The 25,498-nt window shown below is 28.1% G+C and carries 19 protein-coding genes and 2 tRNA genes; 12 read left to right on the forward strand and 9 right to left on the reverse strand.

Features of this window, described 5'->3' with window-relative positions; translation table 11 throughout:
- Positions 1-96: 96 nt before the first annotated feature.
- The gene (locus tag R4K56_RS05665) at positions 97-1,464 is read right to left on the reverse strand and encodes an MATE family efflux transporter (RefSeq protein ID WP_335772141.1); all 1,368 of its coding nucleotides are present in this window, start codon (positions 1,462-1,464) and stop codon (positions 97-99) included.
- A 304-nt stretch (positions 1,465-1,768) separates the two neighbouring features.
- Between R4K56_RS05665 and R4K56_RS05670 the strand changes: the two genes are divergently transcribed.
- A complete protein-coding gene (locus R4K56_RS05670; RefSeq protein WP_335772140.1) occupies positions 1,769-3,265 on the forward strand; it encodes a hypothetical protein in 1,497 nt (498 codons plus the stop codon).
- Positions 3,266-3,732: 467 nt separating this feature from the next.
- Here R4K56_RS05670 and tsaD read toward each other — a convergent pair whose 3' ends face one another.
- Positions 3,733-4,755: a tRNA (adenosine(37)-N6)-threonylcarbamoyltransferase complex transferase subunit TsaD gene (gene tsaD / locus R4K56_RS05675; protein ID WP_335760651.1), complete on the reverse strand. Its 1,023-nt coding sequence runs from the start codon at positions 4,753-4,755 to the stop codon at positions 3,733-3,735.
- A gap of 306 nt (positions 4,756-5,061) precedes the next feature.
- Here tsaD and R4K56_RS05680 point away from each other — a divergent pair, with 306 nt between their 5' ends.
- Positions 5,062-5,601, forward strand: coding sequence for a nitroreductase family protein (locus tag R4K56_RS05680; protein ID WP_335772139.1), 540 nt, complete (start codon positions 5,062-5,064; stop codon positions 5,599-5,601).
- 74 nt (positions 5,602-5,675) lie between these two features.
- On the opposite strand, the gene R4K56_RS05685 is transcribed toward R4K56_RS05680, so the two are convergent.
- The 3 genes from R4K56_RS05685 to ilvD all read right to left on the reverse strand — a co-directional run bounded on the left by R4K56_RS05685 (position 5,676) and on the right by ilvD (position 10,140).
- Positions 5,676-6,764 (reverse strand): iron-containing alcohol dehydrogenase family protein, encoded by a 1,089-nt coding sequence (locus R4K56_RS05685; RefSeq protein ID WP_335760649.1) that lies wholly within the window; start codon positions 6,762-6,764, stop codon positions 5,676-5,678.
- A 97-nt stretch (positions 6,765-6,861) separates the two neighbouring features.
- On the reverse strand, positions 6,862-7,800 hold the full coding sequence (locus tag R4K56_RS05690; protein WP_335772138.1) for a bile acid:sodium symporter family protein: 939 nt from the start codon (positions 7,798-7,800) through the stop codon (positions 6,862-6,864).
- Between the two features lie 657 nt (positions 7,801-8,457).
- Positions 8,458-10,140, reverse strand: a complete 1,683-nt coding sequence (ilvD, locus tag R4K56_RS05695; RefSeq protein WP_335772137.1) for a dihydroxy-acid dehydratase — start codon at positions 10,138-10,140, stop codon at positions 8,458-8,460.
- 243 nt (positions 10,141-10,383) lie between these two features.
- On the opposite strand from ilvD, the gene R4K56_RS05700 reads away from it, so the two are divergent.
- The 4 genes from R4K56_RS05700 to lptB all read left to right on the forward strand — a co-directional run bounded on the left by R4K56_RS05700 (position 10,384) and on the right by lptB (position 14,682).
- Complete coding sequence (locus R4K56_RS05700) at positions 10,384-12,318, forward strand: methyl-accepting chemotaxis protein (RefSeq protein ID WP_335772136.1); 1,935 nt, start codon at positions 10,384-10,386, stop codon at positions 12,316-12,318.
- 240 nt (positions 12,319-12,558) lie between these two features.
- Positions 12,559-13,074, forward strand: coding sequence for a ferritin (locus tag R4K56_RS05705; protein WP_297297465.1), 516 nt, complete (start codon positions 12,559-12,561; stop codon positions 13,072-13,074).
- A gap of 197 nt (positions 13,075-13,271) precedes the next feature.
- A complete protein-coding gene (locus tag R4K56_RS05710) occupies positions 13,272-13,814 on the forward strand; it encodes a ferritin (protein ID WP_297297463.1) in 543 nt (180 codons plus the stop codon).
- 31 nt (positions 13,815-13,845) lie between these two features.
- On the forward strand, positions 13,846-14,682 hold the full coding sequence (gene lptB, locus R4K56_RS05715) for an LPS export ABC transporter ATP-binding protein (protein WP_335758078.1): 837 nt from the start codon (positions 13,846-13,848) through the stop codon (positions 14,680-14,682).
- 75 nt (positions 14,683-14,757) lie between these two features.
- Here the strand turns inward: lptB and R4K56_RS05720 are convergent, their stop codons facing one another.
- The 3 genes from R4K56_RS05720 to R4K56_RS05730 all read right to left on the reverse strand — a co-directional run bounded on the left by R4K56_RS05720 (position 14,758) and on the right by R4K56_RS05730 (position 17,465).
- Positions 14,758-15,684: a DUF4340 domain-containing protein gene (locus tag R4K56_RS05720; RefSeq protein ID WP_335772135.1), complete on the reverse strand. Its 927-nt coding sequence runs from the start codon at positions 15,682-15,684 to the stop codon at positions 14,758-14,760.
- A 103-nt stretch (positions 15,685-15,787) separates the two neighbouring features.
- The gene (ruvX, locus tag R4K56_RS05725) at positions 15,788-16,213 is read right to left on the reverse strand and encodes a Holliday junction resolvase RuvX (protein WP_335772134.1); all 426 of its coding nucleotides are present in this window, start codon (positions 16,211-16,213) and stop codon (positions 15,788-15,790) included.
- Positions 16,214-16,232: 19 nt separating this feature from the next.
- Positions 16,233-17,465 (reverse strand): peptidase U32 family protein, encoded by a 1,233-nt coding sequence (locus tag R4K56_RS05730; RefSeq protein ID WP_335758081.1) that lies wholly within the window; start codon positions 17,463-17,465, stop codon positions 16,233-16,235.
- A 134-nt stretch (positions 17,466-17,599) separates the two neighbouring features.
- Here R4K56_RS05730 and R4K56_RS05735 point away from each other — a divergent pair, with 134 nt between their 5' ends.
- From R4K56_RS05735 to groL, 6 genes are all read left to right on the forward strand, one after another.
- A complete protein-coding gene (locus R4K56_RS05735; protein ID WP_335760642.1) occupies positions 17,600-18,490 on the forward strand; it encodes a hypothetical protein in 891 nt (296 codons plus the stop codon).
- Positions 18,491-19,594: 1,104 nt separating this feature from the next.
- Positions 19,595-20,506, forward strand: a complete 912-nt coding sequence (locus R4K56_RS05740; RefSeq protein ID WP_418232770.1) for a hypothetical protein — start codon at positions 19,595-19,597, stop codon at positions 20,504-20,506.
- 51 nt (positions 20,507-20,557) lie between these two features.
- A tRNA-Met gene (locus R4K56_RS05745) sits at positions 20,558-20,630 on the forward strand.
- A gap of 30 nt (positions 20,631-20,660) precedes the next feature.
- Positions 20,661-20,734: transfer RNA gene (locus tag R4K56_RS05750), tRNA-Met, on the forward strand.
- 29 nt (positions 20,735-20,763) lie between these two features.
- Positions 20,764-20,973, forward strand: coding sequence for a 30S ribosomal protein S21 (gene rpsU, locus R4K56_RS05755; RefSeq protein WP_008724792.1), 210 nt, complete (start codon positions 20,764-20,766; stop codon positions 20,971-20,973).
- A gap of 256 nt (positions 20,974-21,229) precedes the next feature.
- Positions 21,230-22,861: a chaperonin GroEL gene (gene groL, locus R4K56_RS05760; RefSeq protein ID WP_297297441.1), complete on the forward strand. Its 1,632-nt coding sequence runs from the start codon at positions 21,230-21,232 to the stop codon at positions 22,859-22,861.
- A 163-nt stretch (positions 22,862-23,024) separates the two neighbouring features.
- On the opposite strand, the gene R4K56_RS05765 is transcribed toward groL, so the two are convergent.
- Positions 23,025-25,397, reverse strand: coding sequence for a glycoside hydrolase family 3 C-terminal domain-containing protein (locus R4K56_RS05765; RefSeq protein ID WP_335772133.1), 2,373 nt, complete (start codon positions 25,395-25,397; stop codon positions 23,025-23,027).
- Positions 25,398-25,498: the final 101 nt, after the last annotated feature.

Here is a 25,498-nt window from a genome sequence, read left to right on the forward strand (position 1 = left end):
AATTTCAAAATAACTTAATAAATTAGTTTTAGAATTTATTATTTTATAATAGGAAGGCTTTATATAAAACCCTCCTATTATAAAAGTATAATATAATTAAATAGCTGAATATGATTTCTCAATTTTTTGTAAACCACATAAACTTTTTTTATGTAAATTATAAGCTATTAAACATAAAATGATTTGCACTATAGATGATATTGGTGTAGCAAGTCCTATAGTAAAAAGCGAAGCATTATCAATCTGACTCATTAAATATACAACAGGTATTCTTACAAAAAACGCTCCTATTATTCCTTGAATCATCACAAACAATGTTTTTCCGCATCCGTTAAAATATCCTATAAAACAGAATAAAATAGCGGTAAGCATACAGTCTATAGCATAAGCTTTCAAATAACTATGCGATGCCAATATAACAGTATTTTCTTTTGAGAATATATTTGATAATAATGATCCGAAAAAGAAAGAAAATATTCCCATAATTATTCCAGCTATAAAAGCCGTTCTAATACCGTAAATTAATGCTTTTTTAGAACGTTCATATAATCCTGCACCGTTATTTTGGGCTACAAATGCAGATATTGACTGCATATAGGCAGAAGCAACAAGCATTAAAAACACACATACCTTTTCAGCTACTCCAACAGCTGCAGATTCCATTACACCCATTCCATTAACTATTACCTGTATGAATAAAAATGAAAACTGAACAAGCATTTCCTGTAAAGCAATAGGAGAACCTATAAACAGTATTCTTTTTACAGATTCTTTTTCTAATTTGATATATTTTCTAGAAAAAGTAAAAGGAAGTTTTTTCTTACTTATAAAATAAAGTGAAAATATTACACTTACAGCTTGAGAAGAAATGGTAGCAATGGCAGCACCAGAAGCCCCCATATTGAAAATAGCAACTAATATAATATCTCCTACTATATTAATAAAACAGGCAATAGCAACAGTAATTAATGGGGTTTTTGAATCTCCAATTCCCCTAAATACTGCACCTATACAATTGTATGCTACTATAAATATTGTTCCTATTCCGCATATTTTTATATAATTACTTGTTTGAGTAAATGCTTCTTTTGGGGCATGCATATATACTGCAATTTTATTGCTGAAAGGAACTATAAATAATGTAATTATAACAGCTATAACTGAAAAAATAATGATTCCGCTTCCTATTCCCTGTGATGCTTTTTGGCTTTTATTTGCTCCTATAGCTTCTCCTACAAATACTGTTACTCCCATAGTAAGTCCTGTTATTATCATAGTTATCATATTGAATAATTGACTGCCTGAAGCAACTCCAGACTGTTCATTAGTTCCTGCAAACTGTCCTACTATTATTAAATCTGCAGCTCCGTACATAGCCTGCAGAAATAATGCCAAAAGTATTGGAAAAGCAAATGAAATTAATGATTTTAATATTTTTCCTTGTGTTAAAGTTTGTTCTTTCATTTTTATAACTCCTATTATTAATTTTTATGTTCAATACGGATTTTGTATATGGCAAAATAAAATCCAAAAAAAAAGCTGAATAAGAAAACGGGGATTCCACCCGTCATCTTATCCAGCTAATAACTTCAAATGTTATTTCACCCTCCGATGAACGATGTTTATAATAATATATAAATAATAAAAAGTCAAATTTTGGACTAATAAATTTATATATTTTTTAATAAATTTTATTTGCTTTATGTATGTATATTGAAATAAATACATCTATATAGTATACTTTTTTAATAATATAGAAGGAAAAACTATGAAGAAAATATTTGTACTCATTACAATAATGTCTTTAATTATAATTCAATGCGGTAATAAAACTGATAATCAAACTAATATTAATACAAATACTGTTAATACAAATGAAGCAGTACAGTCAAATGAAACTATACCAGCAACAAAAATATTATCAGATGAAGATGCAGCATTTTTAGAAAAGGTAAAGAATAAAATAATTATAAGCGGTATGGCTAAATACACTTTCAAAGATAACGGCGATATAGAATATGTATATGATTCCGGAAGTTATAGAGAAGATAAAAATTATATATTTGAATCTTCAAAAGACGGAACTAATGCTTATTATTATGAACTTTATAATATACAGGATAAGTACGAAAAAGGGCCAAGTAATATAGCTACAAATTATAAAGGCTTTTCTGTAAAAAATGGAATTCTTTATGAAGATAATTATAAAGGTTATGAAAGCGACCCTAATGAAACTATAATAACAAAATGGGAAAAAGAAAATTATTATTCTAATTACTATTATGGAGAAGTAAAAGAAAATCCTAACTTTGATAATTTCCCTTATGAGAATAAAGCTGATGTAACTTTTGAATCGTATAATGAAAGACAGGAAGGTATATTAATATCAGAATCAGACTATAAACCGGAAGAAGTAGGTAATATTAATACTTATAATTTTAATGGTATATATTCAAATAATAATTCTTCTATAGAATTAAAGAAAAATAATGATGAAACTTTCTATTTATATGCTATTAACATAACTACAGATGAAAACGGACAAACACTAACTAATATTCAAAGTACAGATGTTAGTAAAATGGTATTACAAGAGAATCAGTATGTTGAGCCTCATTGCGGTATAGGTTCTCATACTTTAGATTATGAAGAGACTGTAGGAATGGATGGAGGTTATATTATATCTATTCAGCCTATAAATGCTGATACTATTATGGTAACAGAACCTAACGGAAGCTATGGATTTACTGGAATATACAAAAAAGCTCCTGAAATGGCAGATGATGTAGATGCCAATGATAAAAGCACTAAAGAAAAAGCATATTATAATGCTTGCAGATGGTATGCTGAAAATTACAGTGGATTAAATGATATTTTTAATAAAATTGTAGATTTCGATTTTGAGGGCGGCGGATATTATGAGATTAATATGGAGAATGTTTATCTCTATATAGCTAAATTTAAAAATTCGGGATATTTTTCTGATAATTATATTAAAAATTTAGAAAATAGTTTTGAAGAAATAAAAAAGAATTTGGAAGAAAATAAACAAAATGATGGGTCTGTTGAGGGTATGGAAGCAGACTGGTTTTTAGCTACACAAGATATTGATTATTATCTTAATATTATAACTAATGAAATGACGCTTAAAAATGTAGTAAATTATGACGATGAAGGAAAGTCTTTATGCATAAGTAATGAGGCAGGAGAGTCTGTTATTTTAGAGGTTAAAAAATATGGTGATGAATGGTTAATTGAAAAATAAATATTTAATAATTTAATTAAAATTAACGCACGGTTAACATAATTTTAAATATTAAAATAAATTAGAATTCTAAATTAATCAATATTTTTAATTTTATTCTGCGTGCGGTAAATACTTTATAAGTTTAAAAAAATTAGGGTGGGTGTTATATTTTTTATCAAAGCAAATTAAAAAAAATAATATTGTTATTATAGATATAAGTTAATAAACTTAATGGGTGGGGTATTAGAATAATTCAAAAAAGAAAATTATTCTAAGTCCCGCCCTTTTTGTTTTTCTGTTTCTATTAGAATATATAATATTTTTTATTTTTATTGCGTAATTATAAAAAGCATGCCCGCCCAAGTGGGGATTAGATTTGTAGAATTATTTACCGCACGTTAAGCATTATTAATATAATAATAGAGTATAATAATTTGAATTTTATTATATTTATAATTTTGTTAAGCGTGCGGTGATAAAGTTTATTATTTAATACTTTTATTTTTATTGTATTTCTTGTTAAGAACCCTAGAAGAACAATCTAAACCATAATCAGCAAAATCCTGTTTATCTTTCATATAATAAGCAAGACCAGCAACCATAGCAGCATTGTCAGTAGTATATTTCAAAGCAGGAAGATAACATTCAAAATCCTTAGAGTTTCCAAATCTCTCACGTAAATAACTGTTGCATGCCACTCCGCCGGATAATGTAACTCTTTTAATACCGCTTTTTTCTATATATCTAAGAGTCTTTATATAGAGAGGTTCTATTGCACTTATTTGAAAAGCAGCAGCTATATTTTCATTAGTAGCTTCGTAACCTTCTTTTAAATATTTTTTTGTAGAGTATACACAAGCAGTTTTTAATCCGCTGTATGAGAAATTAAATTCATCTATTCCATTAAGAAGTACTATAGGATATTTTATAGCTTCTTTATCTCCTTCTTTTGCCAGCTTATCTATTATAGGGCCGCCCGGATATCCTAAATTTAAAAATTTTGAAACTTTATCATAAGCTTCGCCTACAGCATCATCTAAAGTTGTTCCTACTACTTTGTATTCGCCATAATCATGTACTTCTGTTATTATAGTATGTCCTCCGGATACAACTAATGCTATATACGGAAATTCTATATTGTTTGTAAGATGAGGTGAATAAATATGTGCTGCTATATGGTCTAATGCCAATAATGGTTTATTTAATGAAAAAGCTAAAGCCTTAGCACTTCCAACTCCAACAAGTAATGAACCTAAAAGTCCCGGCCTATTGGTAACAGCAAATAAATCTATTTTATCTAAAGTTAAATTGGCATCTTTTAATGCTTTGTCTATAACATATAGTATAGCTTCTAAATGTTTTCTAGCTGCTATCTCAGGAACTACACCTTGAAAATCTTTGTGAGCATCTATTGATGAACTTAATACCGATGATAAAACATTATTTCCATTTTCTACTATAGCAACTGAAGTATCATCACAGGAAGTATCTATACCTAATATTATCATGTTTTCTCCAATATTATTAAAATAATTATATTTGTATTAATATATATTTTTTTTAGATATTTGTAAATAGTTTTATTTTATAGAGTAATGTATTTATTGATTATATTTACAGAGTTGTATATTTTATTAAATGTTATTATTGAGTTTTTGCATATTTTAATTTAAATAGAATAAATTTTAATAATAGTTTGATTAAACAATGACTTAAATATAATATTTAATGAAATTGCTTTTTATTTTATAATATTAGTTTATAATTTATTTAAATATATTGTAATTATCAAATTTATTTTTTAGGAATGTTTTATGGAAAATAATTTATTAAACATTATTATGAACCGTTCTAGCTATAGAGGAAAATATAAAGATATAAAAGTTTCTAAAGATGATCTAGTAAAAATAATGAAAGCAGGACTTGCTGCTCCTTCAGGATGTAATAAACAAACTGTATCATTGATTGCTGTTGATGATGAAGAATTGTTATCAGAAATAAAGAAATTGATTAATCCTCCAATTTGTGAAACTGCTCCTGCTTTAATATGCGTATTGAGTCAGAAAATATATGCATATAGAGATAGATGTTATAGCGTTAATGATTATTCTGCTGCTATTGAAAATATGCTTATAGCTATTAAGGCATTAGGTTATGAAAGCTGCTGGTATGAAGGTCATATTACAGATGATGATGATATAGCTTCAAAAATTGCTGAAAGACTTAATGTTCCAAAAGAATATAAATTAGTTTGTATATTGCCTGTTGGGTATGCAGATGAAGAAGTAAAATTGAATACTGATAAAAAGCCTTTTAATGAAAGAGCTTGGTTCAATGGTTTTAAGAAATTATAATTATTTATATATTATGTAAACAATGGAATTAATAAAATAACTCCATTGTTTATTAATTAATTTAGTATTTTTTATTATTGTTTATTATTGAAATCTTCTAAATCTATTATAGCTTTTAATATCATTTCCTTATCAACTTTATACGGACTTATATTTAAATCTTTTCCAGAAAGAGCCGCTTCCAATGCATGATTAAGATCTTCGTCTTCCAAACTTGCTTTACTTATTCCTATATCTTTTAAACATGTTGGCAGAGATATAGATTTATTAAAATTAAAAATATTTTCTCTTGCTTCATATTGTTCGTCCATAGTAAGTAGTAATAATATTCCATAAGATACTAATTCACCATGAAGCATTGTTTCCCTTATTCTTTTTACTTTTGTAAGTCCAGTATGCATTCCATGTGCTAAAGATACATGATAATCATCTTTAGCCATTACTGATGTTAAACCTGTAGTATATATTATATGAAGTATTATTCTATTTAAAACATCAGTTATCTTTTTATTTTTAAAATCGTTTATAGCTTCTGAATAATGTTTTAATATATCATTAGAACAGTTTTTTATTATTTCTATTCCTAAGAAATTTTGATAATTTAAATTCTCATTTCTTGTAGAGAATAAAGCTTCATACTGTTTGGAAACTGCATTACCTATACCGGCTCTGAAATAATTTTCAGGAGAATTTAATATGATATCAGTATTTATAAATGTATGCAAAGGAGGTCTTTTTTCAGCAAACATTTTTTGAAAACTTCCATCACTATGATAAACAACAGAAAGACCAGTTACGGCAGCACAATTTGAAGCTAATGTTGGAAATGTAAATATAGGCTTATTTATAGTATGTGCCAAAACTTTTGATGTATCTAATGATCTTCCTCCTCCAACAGCAAATATCATATCAGCTTCTATTACTGCCTGTTTATTTTTTAGTAAATCAACGTTTTCAAAAGTTGATTTGTCGCCGTAATGAAACATTCCTGTTATAGTTATATCTTTTATATTGTTTAATATTGATTCTATTGACGCCTGCAGAGATTTTTTACCTGATATTATAACAGCTTTTTTACCATAATTTGAACATATACTATATATATCTTTATAAGCATCGCTTCCTATACTAAAGTTTGTTAAAAATAAATTTTCTTTACTCATTTTTTATCCTTATAATTAATATTTTATTGTTATTTTTTAGCGGTAAACTAGAATATGATAATTAATAAATTAAGTTTACCGCAATTAATAATAGATTTTATTCTTTTGTTCTTGCCGCCATTATATTAGTAACTATTGAACCGGATATACAATGCCATACACTTCCTATAGCACCGGGTACCGCAGCTAATGCCATATATGCAAAATGTGTTGAAGCTAGTGAAGAAGCTAATCCGGCATTTTGCATACCAACTTCTATAGATATAGTTTTGCATTTAGCATTATTGAATTTGCATACCTTTCCTAAGAAATAGCCAAGCATATAACCTAAAGTATTATGTATTATTATTACTATAACTACCAAGTGACCAACCTGCATAAGTCTTTGAGAGTTTGCAGATACTACAGCAGCTACTATTGCAACAACTGCTATTACTGATATTAAAGGAAGTACATCTTTGAAGTGCTCAACAAATTTATGAAAGAATTTATTTATTATAAATCCTAATACTATAGGAAGTATAACAACCTGAAGTATTGATATAAACATGCTTATAGCATTAACATCTATTTTTTCACCAGCATAGAGTAGGGTAAGAAGCGGAGTTGCTAAAGGTGCAAGTATAGTTGATACAGAAGTCATACCCACCGACAAAGGCACATCACCTTTAGCTAAATAGGTTATAACATTTGATGATATTCCGCCCGGACAAGTACCAACAAGTATTACGCCTATAGCAAGTTCAGGAGGAAGTCTGAAAGCTAAAGAAAGTAAAAATGCAAGTAATGGCATTATAGTGAATTGTGCTATTGCTCCTATTGCTATATCTTTTGGTCTTGTGAATAATACTTTAAAATCTTCAACTTTTAATGTTATACCCATACAGAACATTGCTGTCATAAGAAGATAGTTAACATAAGTTGTTTTTATGAAGCTTACAGATTTTGGGAAGAATAAAGATACTGCTGCTACAACCAATACTATAACTGACATATATTTACCGAAGAAATTACTTATTTGTTTTAATGTTTTCATTTTAATTATCCTTTTTTATTATTATTTAAATTTTATTTTATTATTTTTATATTAGATTTGTTTCAAAACTTATTAATATTGATTAAATAATATTTAATATATTCTAGTATTTAAAAATGCGGTTCTTTTGCTTCTTTTATACCAATAAAAGAAGTGGGGGTGTGGGGGCAAAGCCACCACAAATAATAAAACATAAAAAATTTATTGTTCTTTTCCCACCGCACGCCTACCTAAAGGTACTCCCTTCGGTCGCAGGCGGACTTCGTCAAGAACCAAAAAGTGCAAATTAAGAAAGTAATACTAATTATATTTTACATATTAAATATAAAACTAAAAACAATATAAATATTTAATAATATAGTTTTACAATATCTTTAATTAATTATAAAATAAGTTTATTAGTTTATAAAATTAATTTTTAATAATCATACTTTTCTCCTTTAAAAAATTTTATTTAAAATAAATTTAGTCCAAGCTTATATCAGCTATAAACTAAACAATTTTTATCCTGGCTTAAAAGATAGGTATTCAAGCAGTCTGTAATATTAATTTTTTATAATGACTTTTAGATTATTAGATTAATAGTGCTTATTTGATGTTATAGATTTAAGAATAAATAATATCTATAACATCAATTTATTTTTTTATTATTAATTATTATTTTAATACAGCACCAGTATTAGCAGACTGAACAAGTTTTCTATATCTTCCAAGCCAGCCTCTAATTTCTTCTAAAGGTTTAATATGAATCTCTTTTCTTCTTTTTTCCATTTCTTCATCAGAGATTTCTAAATTGATTTTATGATTAGGAATGTCTATACTTATGATGTCATTTTCTTTTATGAAAGCTATTTCTCCGCCGCTTGCAGCTTCCGGTGAAACGTGACCTATAGATGCACCTCTTGAAGCTCCTGAGAATCTTCCGTCAGTTATCAAAGCAACATCTTTATCCAATTTCATACCGGCAAGTGCAGAAGTAGGGTTTAACATTTCACGCATACCAGGGCCGCCTTTTGGTCCTTCATATCTTATAACAACAACATCACCTTTATTTATTTTACCGGCATATATAGCGGATATTGCATCTTCTTCACAGTCGAATACTCTTGCAGGGCCTTTATGTACAAGCATTTCATCAGCAACGGCAGAACGCTTAACAACACAGCCGTCTTTTGCTATATTTCCCCAAAGTATTGCTATACCGCCAGTTTTACTGTAAGGGTTCTCTATATTTCTTAAAACATTATTATTTTTGTTAACAGCATCTTTTATATTTTCAGCTATAGTTTTACCTGTAACTGTTACAAGGGAAGTATTTATAAATCCGCCTTTTTCAAGCTCTTTCATAACAGCAGGTATTCCTCCGGCTTTGTATAAATCTTCTATATAATTATGTCCGGCAGGTGCTAAATGACAAAGATTAGGAGTACGGTCGCTTACTTCATTTATGATTTTTAAGTCTAATTCTATTCCTGCCTCATTAGCTATAGCAAGCAAGTGAAGTACGCTATTTGTAGAACAGCCTAATGCCATATCAACAGCAAGGGCATTTTTAAAAGATTCAGGAGTTATTATATCTAATGGTTTTATATTATTTTTCAATAATTCCATAACCTGCATACCAGCTTTTTTAGCAAGCAATGTTCTAGCAGAATAAACAGCAGGTATTGTTCCGTTTCCAGGTAAAGCTATACCTAATGCTTCAGAAAGACAGTTCATACTATTAGCAGTATACATACCTGCACAAGAACCGCAGCTTGGACATGTATGCTGAGCATATTCTTCCAATTCAGCATCATTTATAAGATTAGCTTTTTTAGCTCCAACAGCTTCAAATATATTTGATAAACTTACTCTGTCATCGCCATGAGCACCAGGAAGCATAGCTCCTCCGCTTATAACTATTCCAGGTATATTCATTCTTAAAAGTCCCATTATCATTCCAGGAACTATTTTATCGCAGTTAGGTACAAGTACAACTCCGTCCAAACCATGAGCTATAACCATACTTTCAACAGAATCAGCTATTAATTCTCTTGAAGGAAGTGAATATTTCATTCCTAAGTGTCCCATAGCTATTCCGTCGCAAACACCTATTGAAGGTATAAGTATTGGAGTACCTCCTCCTATTAATACGCCAGCTTTAACAGCTTGAGAAAGTTTATCAAGATGTATATGTCCAGGTACAATTTCACTATATGCAGAAATAATTCCAATCAGAGGTCTTTTTAATTCTTCATCTGTATATCCCATAGAGTAGAATAATGATCTATTTGGTGCTCTTTCATCACCTTTTAAAACTCTGTCGCTTCTTAAAGAACTATTTTCTCTGAAACTCATAATTATTTCTCCATTTAATAAAATTGTTTTTTAAAAAATATACTCATGCATTCTATTAGTAGAATGATAAAAAATCAAGCATTTTTTTTGATTTTTTATCATTAATTTTTTATATGCTTGTATTTTTTATTTTTCTATTATATATTATAGAAGGTTAGGGTTATTTATTTCTTTGTCGGCCCTTGTCATTATCTTAATAAAAATTATTTTATTTCAATAAAATAATTTTAGTTGGAGTTGTCAATGTTTAAAAAAGTAGGATTAAAATTTCAAATTACAGCTGCAATATTAATTCCTATTATGATAATTGTTATATTATCAAATACAGTAGTCATGTTGTATGTAGGTAAAATAACTAAAAATTTATCATATAAAGTTTTACAAGAAACCTCATATAAAGAGGCTAACAACATAAAATTCAATATAGAAAAACATCTATATAATGTTATGGGACTTAAAGTTAATATAGAAAATATATATAATAGAGGAATAAGAGATAGGGCAACATATAAACAATTAACTTCAGTATTTTTTAATAGCCTTCCTGATGATATAAATGGCTTATCAATAGCGTTTGAACCTAATGCTCTTGATAATGATTTAGATTACACAAATACAGAGTATAAACCATCTAATGGAAGATTTAATTATTATATATCAAGAAACGGAGAAGCATATTTAGGAATAGATACTTTTAATGTAGACTATTATACAGAACCTAAAAGAACAGGAGATGTATATGTATCAGGAGTTTATAATTCTACAGTTAATGCTGATACAGTATTATTTACTTTATGTATACCTATAGCTCCTAATAATAAATTTATAGGTGTTATATATGTTGATATTTTTGTAGATTCAATTACTTCTTTATTGAATAATATTAAACCTTTTGATGAAACAACAGTGGAATTGTATGATCAAAATGGTTCTGTTATATATGATACATATAATAAATCTAATATTTCTAAAAATATTTATGAAGCATATCCTCATTATCAACAATATAATATTTTGGATACTATAAGGTCAGGTAAATTTACAATAATAGAGGCTTATGGAGAGGTTGCTAAAAAAGATTATACTTATGCATTTACACCTATAGAAATATCTAAAGGTATATATTGGGGATTAGCTTTATCTACTCCTAAAGATGTTATATTAAAAGACAGCAATGCTATGAGCTATGTTCTTCTTGTAATTTTACTTGCTATAATAGCAATATTATTCCTACTTATTCCAAATATTATAGGAAGAAAGGTATCGAATATAATAAATGCATTATCAAAAGATATTTTAGCTATGTCTGAAGGTGATTTGACTAGAGAAATACCTAAGCATTTTGATAAGAGAAGAGATGAATGGGGTGATATAGCCAGAGGCTGGGATAAGGCTATGAAGAATTTTAACAATGTAATAAATACAGTTAAAAATTCTGCTGAACAAGTTTCTACTGCTGCAAATGAAGTATTGATTGGAAATAATGATTTATCTCAAAGAACAGAGTCTCAAGCTTCTAGTTTGGAAGAAACAGCAGCTTCTATGAATCAAATGGCTAGTGCTATTAAAGAATCAGCTGAGAACGTTGCAACAAGTACTACTATGGTATCTGAAGCAAAAGATCATTTGAATAAAGCAGGTAAGATAGTTGAAGAAAGTGTAAGTAAAATGGATGATGTTTATGAATCAAGTAATAAGATTATGGATATTACTAAACTTATAGAAAATATTGCCTTCCAAACGAATATACTTGCTTTGAATGCTTCTGTTGAGGCAGCAAGAGCAGGGGAACAGGGACGCGGTTTTGCGGTTGTAGCTAGTGAAGTAAGAAATTTGGCACAGACTACACAAGAATCAGTAAAAAATATTACTTCTTTAATCACTGACAGTAATGAAAAAATACATTTAGCTGCAGGTAGTGTAAGAGAATCAAAAGAAATATTTGCTGAAATATCTGAAAAAATGGATAGTGCTTCTACTTTAATGGATAAAATTAATATAGCAGCACAGGAACAGGAAAAAGGTATAGAGCAAATAAATATAGCTATTAATAATATGGATTCTTCAGTTCAGAAAAATGCTGCTTTAGTTACTGAAGCTACTTCTGCTTCTGAGTCATTATTGAGTGAGGCTAATGAGTTAGTTAAATCTATAGAATATTTCAAATTAAAATATTAATTTATGGATATGTGAAAATATAAATTAATTTCTATTTCAGCAAGGTATACATTTAATAAAATGGTATCTTGCTGTTTTTTATGCAATATTAATGTTTTTAATAACTATAAGTTTATTATCATAATAGTCTATTAATTAAAATATAAAAATCTTAAAATAAAAAATTATCAAAAAAACATATTGCTAAAATTGTTAGTATAATATAAAATATGTTAGATTAATCTAAGAAAGGAGTTAAAAATGTCAATTATAAACGAAGAAACAGTAAAACTATTAAATGCTCATTTAAATGAAGAACATTATTCAGCTAATCTTTATTTCAATATGGCTGGCTGGTGTGAAAGAGAGGGGTTAAAAGGCTGCAGTAAATTTTTATATAATCATTCTGCTGAAGAACATACTCATTTAGAGAAATTTAGAGAGTTTATCAATAAAGCCGGAGGACAGGCTATTATGGGAGAGATGAGAGCTCCTGAAAGCAGTTTTAATTCTGTAGAGGAATTATTTGAAAAAATAGTTAAGCATGAGGAATATATTACTTCTTGTATTAATAAGTTAGTCGGCATAGCTATGGATAATAAAGATTATGTAACATTGAAATTTTTAGAGTGGTTTGTTGAAGAACAGCTTGAAGAAGAAGAACTATTTAATGATATTTTAAAAAAGATAAAGATTTTAGGCGATTTGAAAGGCAGAAATCTTTATACATTTGATAAATTTATTGATAATTTAGATTCTAAAGAACATAATTCTTAATTAACTCTTTTAATTTTTGGGTATATTATTGTAATGATAGTATGCCCTTTATTATTTCAAATTTATAACAAATTTCCTTTTGATTTTATTTTTTAATAATAAATTTTTAGAATTTTATCAAAAATATGTTATAATATATATAAAGTAAAATAATAGTATAATTTCTAGGTTATAAAATATATAAAAGGAGTTTTGTTATGTCTATCATAAAAGAAGAAACTATAAAACTATTAAACATTCAATTAAATAAAGAATTGTATTCAGCTAGCCTTTATTTTAATATGGCTGGTTGGTGCGATAAGAAAAGTTTGAAAGGATGCAGCAGCTTTTTATACGGACACTATAAAGAAGAATTAGAACATTTTGAAAAATTTAGAGATTTTATAAATAAAGTAGGCGGACAAGCAGTTATCAGCGAAATGCATGCTCCTCAAAGCGATTTCAAATCAGTAGAAGATTTATTTGAAACAGTATTAAAACATGAAGAATATGTTACTTCTTGTATTAATGAACTTGTAGGTGCTGCTATGGAAAGTAAAGATTATATTACATCAAGATTCTTAGATTGGTTTATACAAGAGCAGCTTGAAGAAGAAGAATTATTCAATGATATTATTGAAAAAATAAAAATGCTTGGCGGCGGTAATTTAGAAGGAAGAAACCTTTATACATTCGATAAAGCTATGAATACTTTGAATACAGAAAAACATTCAGGCGGACTTAATATAAGTGCTCAATAAAAAATAAATAATAAATTTAAAGAGAGGGTATATGATTGATAAATTTTTAAATATTTTCAAAAAAAAGGATAATACCAATATTATACCCTCTAATAATGCACCTATAACAGCAGAAAATTTCTTTAATTATGATAAATCAAATCCTTATGAGATAAGAGCAGTTAATCTTACAAAATTTTATGGTAAAAGAAAGATTATAGGTGATATTTCATATAGCGTAAAACAAGGTGAAGTTGTAGGACTTTTAGGGCCTAATGGTGCAGGAAAAACAACAAGTTTCTATATTACAGTTGGATTTGTTACTGCTACTGCTGGTAATGTTTATTTAAATGATTTGGATATCACAAAGCTTCACATGCATGAAAGAGCTACATTGGGTATAGGTTATTTGCCTCAGGAAGCTTCTATTTTCCGTAAACTTTCAGTAGAAGATAATTTACTTGCCATATTAGAGTATAATAAATCATTAACTGCAAAGGACAGAATGGATATTACTGATATGCTTCTTGCTGAATTTAATATTACGCATGTAAGAAAACAAAAGGGATATACTCTTTCAGGCGGTGAAAGAAGAAGATGTGAAATAGCGAGAGCTTTAACAGTTAATCCAAAGTTTATATTATTAGATGAACCATTTGCAGGTGTTGACCCTATTGCCGTTATAGACATACAAAATATTATTGCTTCATTAAAAGATAAAGGATTAGGAATATTAATAACTGACCACAATGTACGTGAAACTTTAAGAATCACAGATAGAGCATATATAATGGGTAATGGTCAAATATTAGTAAAAGGTACCCCTGACGAAATAGTCAATAACCCATTAGCACGTAAAGTGTATTTGGGCGAATCTTTCACTATGTAAATTTAATAATTTCAATTATCATATAATAAAGGAGTTTATTAAAGCCCCTTTATTTTATATTTGTAATTTATAATCTTATTTAATTATATAATTTATAGCCTCAATAAATGTATTAAATGAAGTTTCTGTCATATAATATCTATTATTGTCATTATTTTTTACTATTTCATAATTATTGTCATCGAGTTTATTTAAAATCTCATAAGACATATTGTTATTTGTTGATTGTATATTGATTTTGTATAAAGAAGCATTTTTATTTATACTTTCATTTGTTATAATACCATCAGCATTTAAATTAGCCAATGTAAATATGCTTGTATATACATCATTTCCTTTTACAGTGTTGTTATTCCAAGTTTTAACCCAATTATTATTTGTATCATTTTTCTGTCTTTCTAATGTGTAAGAATTATTATTATATTCAATAGTTATGCTGTCTATTTCATCATTACGTATTTTTGAAATAGTCTTATTTATTAAATCATTTTGTGTTTTATCGAATATATCTTTAGGATTTGATGCTGTATTTCCAAGTAAATATATATTTTTATCATTGTCTATTTTACCATATACACTGTTTCCAAATGTTGATTTCATACCAAATTTTATATTTCTTACTTCTTTTGAAGAACTATCTAATGCTTTAACTGATAAAACTTCTTCATCAGATAATTTATATTTTGATATAGTATCATCATCACCTCTTGAAACTATTTCAACAGGCTGTATATTATTCAAAGCATTTGTCATTGAATCAATTAAAGCATCATCAGCATTATATTTATCATTTATAATCCAATTATTGTCTTTATATTTTATTGATATAGTTTCATTTAATCCTCTATTAATTATTATTTCAGATATATTTGAGTTGATAGCTTTTAGAGTAGGTAAGGAATAGCCTCTATTTTTTAGGAACATTGTTGCTATTAATATGATTATTAAAACTACTATTATAGATGATAATGTTATATATTTTTTTGTTATGTTATTATTCATTCTTTTTATTACCCTTATGTTGTTGATTTTATTAATTTTACTAATATATAACTATTTAAGAATAAAAATAGTAAATAATTATACTATATCATAAGTTTTTTTGCTATTCATTTTTATTTCTGTTTTGCATATCAAGTACATTTAAATAATTTTCAAGTATCAAAGTAGCGGCAATTAAATCATTTGCTTTATTTTTTACATTTTTCTTTTTGCCTCTTAATATGAAATCAGCTTCTTTGGAAGTTCCATATTCATCAACGAATACAATATTCACTTTTACACTTTTTAATAGAAATTCAGAAAATCTTCTTATCTCAGCACACCATTCGCTTTCTTTTCCTTCATCGGACAAAGGAAGCCCGAAAACAACGGTATCAATTTTTTTTTCTTCAATGATATCCATTAAAGCACGTTTTATTTTTCTGGCATTGCTTTCTTCTATTAGCTTACATGGAAAAGGTATTTTTATATTCATATCCATAAAAGCAGTGCCTGTTTTTTTTCTTCCGAAGTCTACACCTAATACCATAATTTTTATCTTCTTATTATTAATCTTCTATGGTTATAATATCATATTTTTTGAAATCATGAGCACCGGATTTTATATAGGCATTATCTATGTTTCTGATATTATCAACTTCTATAAATTCATTTTCTTCTGTCTTTATGAATAGTTTAAATCTGTTATCATTATGCTTTATAAAATCTTTTCCTATGTATACCAAATTATCACCATTTTTGATTGTGTTGTATACTGTAATTTTAGCATATTCTTCATTGTCATCGGCAATCATACCCATAAGTCTTCTGCCTTTTAGGTATCCTTTTAATGTTGGTTTTATATTATCCCTTCCGAAATAAAAACCAGTGTCGCTTTCCCTTCTGCTTATAGTGTCTAATTCTTTTAAATAACTTGCAATAGGTTCTTTCTTTATAGCTTCAGGATAAGAGTCATAACCGATTTTATCGAGTAAATCTAATAATACTCTGTAAACTCTCACTGTATTAGCTACATAATAAACACTTTTCATTCTGCCTTCTATTTTTATAGAATCAATACCTGCTTTCTGAAGTAAATGCAAATATTCTGCCATTTGTAAATCTCTGCTGCTTAATATAGTAGAATGATCATCTCCTTCTTCTATTTCCATAAATTCGCCGGGTCTTGTTTTTTCTTCTATATAAGTTTTAAAATTCCATCTGCAAACCTGAGAGCATTCTCCTCCGTTGGCATCTCTGTTATTTAAAAAGTTTGAAAGCAAACATCTTCCTGAATAAGACATACATACTGCTCCATGTACAAATGTTTCTAATTCTAAATCGGTGTTGTCTCTAATTTCTTTTATTTCATCTAATGAAAGTTCTCTTGCTAATATTATTCTGCTTGCTCCAAGACTTTCATATATTTTGCATGAATAGCTGTTAGTAACTGATGCTTGTGTGCTTATATGAATAGTTGCTTCAGGAATTATTTCTTTAACTACTGCTAATACTCCTAAATCAGATATAATAAATGCATCTATATCTAAATTTTGAATTTCTTTTAAATATGCTTTTAAATTATTTTTATCATATTCATGTAAGAAAGCATTTAAAGTTAAATAAATTTTCTTATCTAATTTTTTAGCAAGTTCAGCACATTCAGCAAGTTCATCAGTAGTAGTATTTTTACTTTGATGTCTTAAATTAAATAAAGCTCCGCCTATATATGCAGCGTCTGCTCCATAATGATATGCTACTTCTAATTTTTCTTTATTTCCAGCAGGTGCTAAAAGTTCCATTTTTAATATATCCTATAATTTTTTATTAATTGACATTTTATATTAAAATTAATAAAAAGTATATATTTTTTAATGGTAATTAACTATATTATTATTTTTTAATATATTATATAATATATTAAAAGGGGATTATTATGACAGATAAAGAAATTAAACATTTAAGAGATGAATTATTTAATGGAGAATATGCAGATATATTAAAGCCTTTATCTACAGGCAATACATTTTTAGCAAAATCAACATTAAATTCGTATATAAGAGAGTTCACAGAAAAAAGAAAATTAAATGCTATAGAATTATTCACTTCAGAAAATTCAAAACTTCATTATGAAGATGATGGAAGTGTTATAAGGGTTATAAAAGAATTAATTGATAATAGAACTATCAATGAAATCGATAACATTAATTTTGATTTAACAGCAAATAATGCATTGCTTTATGGGGATTTTGTAAGATTTATTTATGCCTTGTATTTCGGCGGATATAGAGATGAACTCAATATTTTAGTGAAAAAAATATACGAGCTTATATCAGCAATATCTCATAATATAGTATCAAATTTTAAGAATGCAGTCGCTATAAATAGGGTTAGTTTGGTTATAACATCATCTATTTATAGAGCAATATTTGATGTATTAGCTGATTTTTCTGAAATTGCAGGCGATGCAAGATCCAGGGCCGAAGTTATGTATTATAAAAGCTATATTACTTGTAATGTTATGTCCAATTATAGAGGTTTAGTTGGCCCTGATATGATAAAAACAGCTTTATGTTTTGAGGAAATAGAGGATTTTGAAAAAGCAGAAAAGATGTATGAAGCTATTATTGGTGATTTTGAATGTGTATTATCTGGAATAACATATCATTTTGATAATTATGATGCTTCAGATAAGGCAGAAGATTATGTAGCTTTGGTTTCTTTATGGCAGGCATGCGATGGAATAAACAGAATAGAAGATATAAATAAATATGAAGCTAAGATGGAAGCTATAGAAGAAGCTATCAAAAAACTTAATACAATATAATATATACTGAAAATTTTTAAGTTTGTCAATGTTTTTATTGTTCTTTTTCCCGCCGCAAAAAGAACCAAAAAGTGCAAGGATAGGAATTAGTATTAAATCAAACTAATTTTGTTTTACATGTAATATAAACTATTAATTTAAGCTAAAATATAGCCATTCACGAAGTGTATCTGAGCCTTTTGAGGATATAGGTTCTTTTATACCAATACCGAAAGGTACCTACTCGGTAAAAGAACTGGGGTATTGCGAAGCACACAGCGTTGTTGGCAAATCCCCAGATATAAAAACAAAAATATAAATTTATTTTTGACAAAATATAATTGTTTAGGTATATACTAAGAATTTTTAACTTTGTCAATTTTTTATTGTTCTTTTTTCCGCCGCACGCCATACCTAAAAGGCACTCCCTACGGTCGCAGGCGGACTTCGTCAAAGAACCTTATATCCTCGAAAGTGCAAATGTAAAATTAGTACTAAATCATACTAAAAATGTATTACATGTAATATAATTTATTAAATTAAAGCCCAATATAGCCTTTCGCGAAGCGTATCCGAGCCTGTTGAGGATATAGGTTCTTTTATACCAATACTTACAGTACTTCCTTCGGTCGTAAAAGAACTGGGGTATGGGGCAAAGCCCCAGATATAAAATTAAAAATATAAATTTATTTTTGACAAAATATAGTTGTTTAGGTATATACTAAGAATTTTTAACTTTGTCAATTTTTTATTGTTCTTTTTTCCGCCGCACGCCACAGGCGGACTTCGTCAAGAACCAAAAAGTGCAAGTGTAAAAATTAGTACTAAATCATACTAAAAATGTATTACATGTAATATAATTTATTAAATTAAAGCCCAAATGTAGCCTTTCGCGAAGCGTATCCGAGCTTGTCGAGGATATAGCTTCTTTGTGGCAATACTTACAGTACTTCCTTCGGTCGCAAAAGAAGTGGGGTCTGGGGCAAAGCCCCAGATATAAAAACAAAAATATAAATTTATTTTTGACAAAGTATATTTGTTTCAGTATATACTAAAAATTTATATTGCTATATAATCATTTGAATGTTAAAATGTATTACTATGTGTAATAAAATAGATGTAAAAATGTTTGATGATATTGATGTATTAAAAGAACTGGCTAAGACTTGGCATGCATATTATAATTTTAGAATGTCATGTTTATCTTTGAAAAATTCAGAATATCTTTTAAGTATATTATCATTGATATTGAATCCGGCAAACAATTATGAATATAAAGATATTGCCATGATATCTTATGGTATATTGGAAGAATATCATTCTAAACATAAAGAGTTCCGTATATTAAAAGAAGTATTGAATGGAGATTATGATTCATCAGTATTTTCAAAAATAATAAGTTTAGTTGAAGATAAAGAGATTATTATTGATAAAAAATATGATGAAGATATAGAATACATAGACAGTTTGGATTTGGATCCTATATTAAAATTGCTTGTATATCAAAAAATATCCTATGAATATGTAAAAGAATATCAAGGCTGTTTTATAATATGCAGGGTTGTATTTAATATTTATTCATACAAATTGAAATTGCTTGATACACCTATATTATATCCTTATCAGTTTTTTGAAGCTAGTATGAACGGTTCGTCTGATAAAGAATCTATAATAAGGTATTTAAAATTTTTAAGAGGTATATGTTTATATGCAGTAGATACTATTAGTTTTGTTCATGAGAATTTAATAGTATTAAGAAATCAATTACTTCTTAATAAGACATTTAAGAAATTAACAGATTCAAGTATATTTTATATTATATTTATAACTCCTTATATTCGTATAGTTGATTTAATGGATATGTTTGATTGGAAAAGGGATAAGGCTGCAAGATTATTGTCTAAACTTAGAGAAGAAGGCTTATTTATGGAAACCAAAGTAAAGAAAGAGAAAATCTTTATTAATAAATACATAATAAATCTATTTGAATCAGGAGCAAGTACAAAACCAGAGGAGTTTTTAAGCAAGTTTGTATAAAAATGCTTGACATTTTTTTATAAAATTGTATAATACTTTCATTACTTACATCGCGGGGTGGAGCAGTTGGTAGCTCGTTGGGCTCATAACCCAAAGGCCGTAGGTTCAAGTCCTGCCCCCGCTAATAGCCAATAATAAAGGCTTGTTTATTTTTGGCGGCGTGGCTCAGGTGGTTAGAGCATGCGGCTCATATCCGCAGTGTCAGGGGTTCAAGTCCCTTCGCCGCTAATATTTTTATAAAAAGGCAGGTGAGTTAATTGGTACGTGTATTCGCTAATGAAGGTGAACCAGTAGAAAGCGTTATTAAAAGATTCCGCAGAGCTTGTGAAAACGAAGGTATTTTACAGGATTTAAAAGAAAAACAATTCTATAAAAAACCATCTCTTGAGAAAAAACTTCAAAGAGAAAAAGCTCTTAAAAGAATGAAAAGAAAAATCAAAAAAGAACGCAGATTAGGTTTACTATAATTTATCTGTATTTTTTATTCAAAGCATTGGTATCCAGCATATCAATGCTTTTTTTATGTATTTATCAAATATGATTGTTAATTTTTTATTTGAATATTAATGTTCTAAAAGTTAATGCTTTTTTTATTAATTAATACTATATACTTGAAAATATTTATTTTTTGATGTATAATTTTTACAATTTTAAAATCAATTAATTTTAAAAGTTCAATAATGCTAATAATTTAATTTAATAATACTAAAAAGGAGAAAATATATGGCAGCAAAACAGCTATTATTTGATGAAGAAGCTAGACGTGCCCTTATGAGAGGTGTAGACGCTTTAGCTAATGCCGTTAAGGTAACTTTAGGACCACGCGGACGTAATGTTGTAATAGACAAAAAATTTGGTCCTCCTACTATAATAAATGATGGTGTAACTATCGCTAAAGAAATAGAATTAGAAGATCCATTTGAAAATATGGGTGCTCAAATAGTTAAAGAAGTAGCTACTAAAACTAATGATGTTGCTGGTGACGGTACTACTACTGCTACAGTTTTAGCTCAAGCTATGGTAAAAGAAGGTTTGAAAAACGTAACTAGCGGTGCTAATCCTATGCTTATCAAAAGAGGTATAGAAAAAGCAGTTAATGAAATAGTTGGATACATCAAATCTGAAGCTAAACAAATTAAAGGCAAAGAAGAAATTGCTCAAGTTGCTACTATTTCTGCTAATAACGATAAAGAAATCGGTTCTTTAATCAGCGATGCTATGGAAAAAGTTGGTAAAGAAGGCGTTATTACTGTTGAAGAAGCTAAATCTTTAGAAACTAGCCTTTCTTTAGTTGAAGGTATGCAGTTCGACAGAGGTTACATTTCTCCATATTTCGTAACTAACGGAGACAGCATGACTGCTGAATTAGAAGATGCTTTACTTCTTATTTATGATAAAAAAATATCTAATATGAAAGAACTTCTTCCTATACTTGAAAAAATTGCTCAAACAGGAAGACCTTTCATTATCATTGCTGAAGATATTGAAAATGAAGCTTTAGCTACTTTAGTATTAAACAAAATGAGAGGAGTATTAAACGTATGTGCTGTTAAAGCTCCTGGTTTTGGTGACAGAAGAAAAGCTATGTTAGAAGATATAGCTATTCTTACTGGCGGTCAAGTTATCAGCGAAGATTTAGGTATGAAACTTGAAAATGCTACTATTGAACAATTAGGTAGAGCTAAAAAAATCACTGTAGATAAAGAAAATACTACTATAGTTGAAGGTGCTGGAAGCAAAGACGAAGTTAAAAACAGAGTTACAGTAATCAAAAAACAAATAGAAGAAACTGACAGCGATTATGACAGAGAAAAATTACAAGAAAGATTAGCTAAACTTTCTGGCGGTGTTGCTGTTATCAATATAGGTGCTGCTACTGAAGTAGAAATGAAAGAGAAAAAAGCTAGAGTAGAAGACGCTTTATCTGCTACTAGAGCTGCTGTTGAAGAAGGTGTAATTCCTGGCGGCGGTATAACTTACTTACATGCTCAGCATAAATTAGATTCATTGAAAGCTGACAATGCTGATGAGCAAGTTGGTATCAATATAGTAAAAAGAGCTATAGAAGAACCTATAAGAATGATAGCTACAAATGCTGGTTTAGACGGTTCAGTTGTTGCTATTCAAGCTAAAGAACAAAAAGGCAATATGGGTTTCAACGCTCTTACTAATGAATGGGTTGATATGTTAAAAGCTGGTATTATTGATCCTGCTAAAGTTTCAAGAAGTGCTTTACAAAATGCTGCTTCTATTGCTAGCCAAGTATTAACTGCAGAAGTTATTATTACTGATATACCTGAACCTGAAAAACCAATGCCTCCAATGCCTGGCGGCGGAATGGGCGGTATGTATTAATAATTAGCTCATAAACATTTATTATTATAAAATAATAAATTATAAATAAAAAGCCTCAGTATTTTTACTGGGGCTTTATTTTTATTATTGTTGTTATGCTTGTTAATTATAATACACTTTTTAGTTAAAAAGAGTGCTGTAAAATTTTTCTTAATATATTAAATTATTCATTTAAAATATTAAGTAAATTTTCAATATCCTTTCTAGTTACAATATTGCCAGTCATAGTTGATAATGTTCTTAAAGGAGTTTCAAGCATCATACTTTTAAACATATTTTTTGTGTCTGTTTTATCATCTTTGAACATCTCATCAAGACCAGACAAGATTCTGTTATAAAATTCTTTAGCTATATTTTCATGAATTAAGTCTAATAAATTATTATTAAGGTTATAAGGTTTAGAGGCTTTTATATTAATAGGTTTTAATTTTTTATCCATTAATTCTTCAAAATCATTATCAGGTATATCTATATCTTTAAAGTTAAAATAGCTAGGTATTCTTTTTTGATAATAACTATTAGCGTTTATTTCCATATTTTTACTTAATAGGATATTTCTTGATGAATTACCTATTGATATAGTGTAAATACCGCTTTCTATTTCATATTTTTTTGTTTCAGCATTATAGAAAGAGAAACTTCTTCTATTTAATTTTAGTATAATAGTTTTTGTTTCATTAGGTTCTAAGAATACTTTTATAAATCCTTTTAATTCTTTTCTAGCTTTGAATATATTATTTTCAGGTGCAGTTACATATAATTGAGCTAGCTCGCATCCGAATACATCGCCGGTATTTTTTATATCAAAAACCACATGTATATTATCAAGTCCTGCAATTGTATTGGCATCAGAAACTATCAAATGAGAAAATTCAAATGTAGTGTATGATAATCCAAAACCAAATGGGAATAAAACTTCTTTTTCTGCTTTATCATAATATCTATATCCTACAAAAATTGATTCTCTGTATTGTACTGATTTGTTTCCGCCTGGAAAATATTTATAGCTAGGTGTATCTTCTAAATTTAATGGGAATGTTTCTGCTAATTTACCGCTAGGATTTACTATTCCAAATATTATATTGAATGCGGCACTGATTGCAGCTTCTCCTGCTAAATATAAATTAAGTACCCCTTTTACTTTATCAATCCAAGGCATTAATACAGGAGCACCTATAGATAATACTACAACTATATTTTTATTAACTTTTGATATTTCTTCAATCAAATGATTATGATTTTCAGGTAAATTTAAATGTTTTCTGTCAAAGCCTTCAGATTCGTAGGAATTAATTAATCCAGCAAATATTATAACTAAATCTTTGTCTTTAGATATATTTACCGCTTCTTCTACTAATGCATTATCAATAGCAGAAGAATTTGAATCATAACCTTTAGCATAATTAAATTCTAAATTATTTTCTTTGAAATATTCTTCTGCAGTATCTATTTTGTATGCATTTATAAGTGAACTTCCATTTCCTTGATATCTAGGTTTTTGAGCAAATTCTCCTATAATAGCTATTTTGCTTTCTTTTTTTGCAGGAAGTATTTTATCTTCATTCTTCAATAACACTATAGAATTTTCAGCTATATGTCTTGCAATATTATGATTTTCTTCTTTGTCATAGGAATAATTTTTATAAATATTATCCATAGAGTATAAAGAAAAATATAATAATCTTTCTACAGTCTTATTTAAAATTTTATCATCAAGTTTATTTTCTTTAACAGCATCATAAACTTTTTTATCATCTTGACCATTAGTAGAAGGCATTTGTAAATCAAGCCCTGCTTTTAATGCTTCGACTCTTTCATTTACAGCACCCCAATCAGAAATAACGATTCCGTCAAATCCCCATTCATTTCTTAAAATATCATTAAGTAAATATTTATTTTCAGAAGCTAATGTACCATTAACGCTATTATATGAGCACATAACTGTAGATGGTTTTGCTTCTTTTATTGCTATTTCAAAGGCATATAAATATATCTCTCTTAAAGCTCTTTCATCAACTACACTGTCTATTATTAATCTTAAAGTTTCCTGATTATTTGCAGCAAAATGTTTTAAACTTGATTGTATGCCGTTATCTTCTAATCCGCTTATCCAACCGCTTGCCATTTTTCCGGCTAAATATGGATCTTCGGAAAAATATTCAAAATTACGTCCGCAAAGAGGTGAACGTTTGATATTAATTCCTGGACCTAATACTACGGCTACATTGTTGGCTTTAGCTTCTTTTGATATAGCTTCTCCCATTTCATACATTATATTTGGGTCGAATGAACAAGCACTGCAGCAAGCAGTAGGGAAGCAAGTTGTTGCAACAGATTGCTGTAAACTTAATTCACCGGAATTTACACTTTGCTTTCTAACTCCATGAGGGCCATCGGTTAAATATATTGAATCTATATTGAGTCTTGGTATTGATTTAGTTGACCAGAAGTCTTTACCACTTAATAAAGATACTTTTTCTTCTAATGTCATTTCATTAATCAATTCTTTGATTTTTTGAGTATATTTATTATCCATAATGAACCCTTAAAGAAATAATATTATACTAAAACCTTTATACGTGTTAAATGTAGTGTAATATATATTTTTTAGTACATATATAATAAAAATTATGCCAA

Origin of the sequence: Brachyspira pulli (assembly GCF_036997785.1) — a bacterium.
GTDB lineage: Bacteria > Spirochaetota > Brachyspiria > Brachyspirales > Brachyspiraceae > Brachyspira > Brachyspira pulli.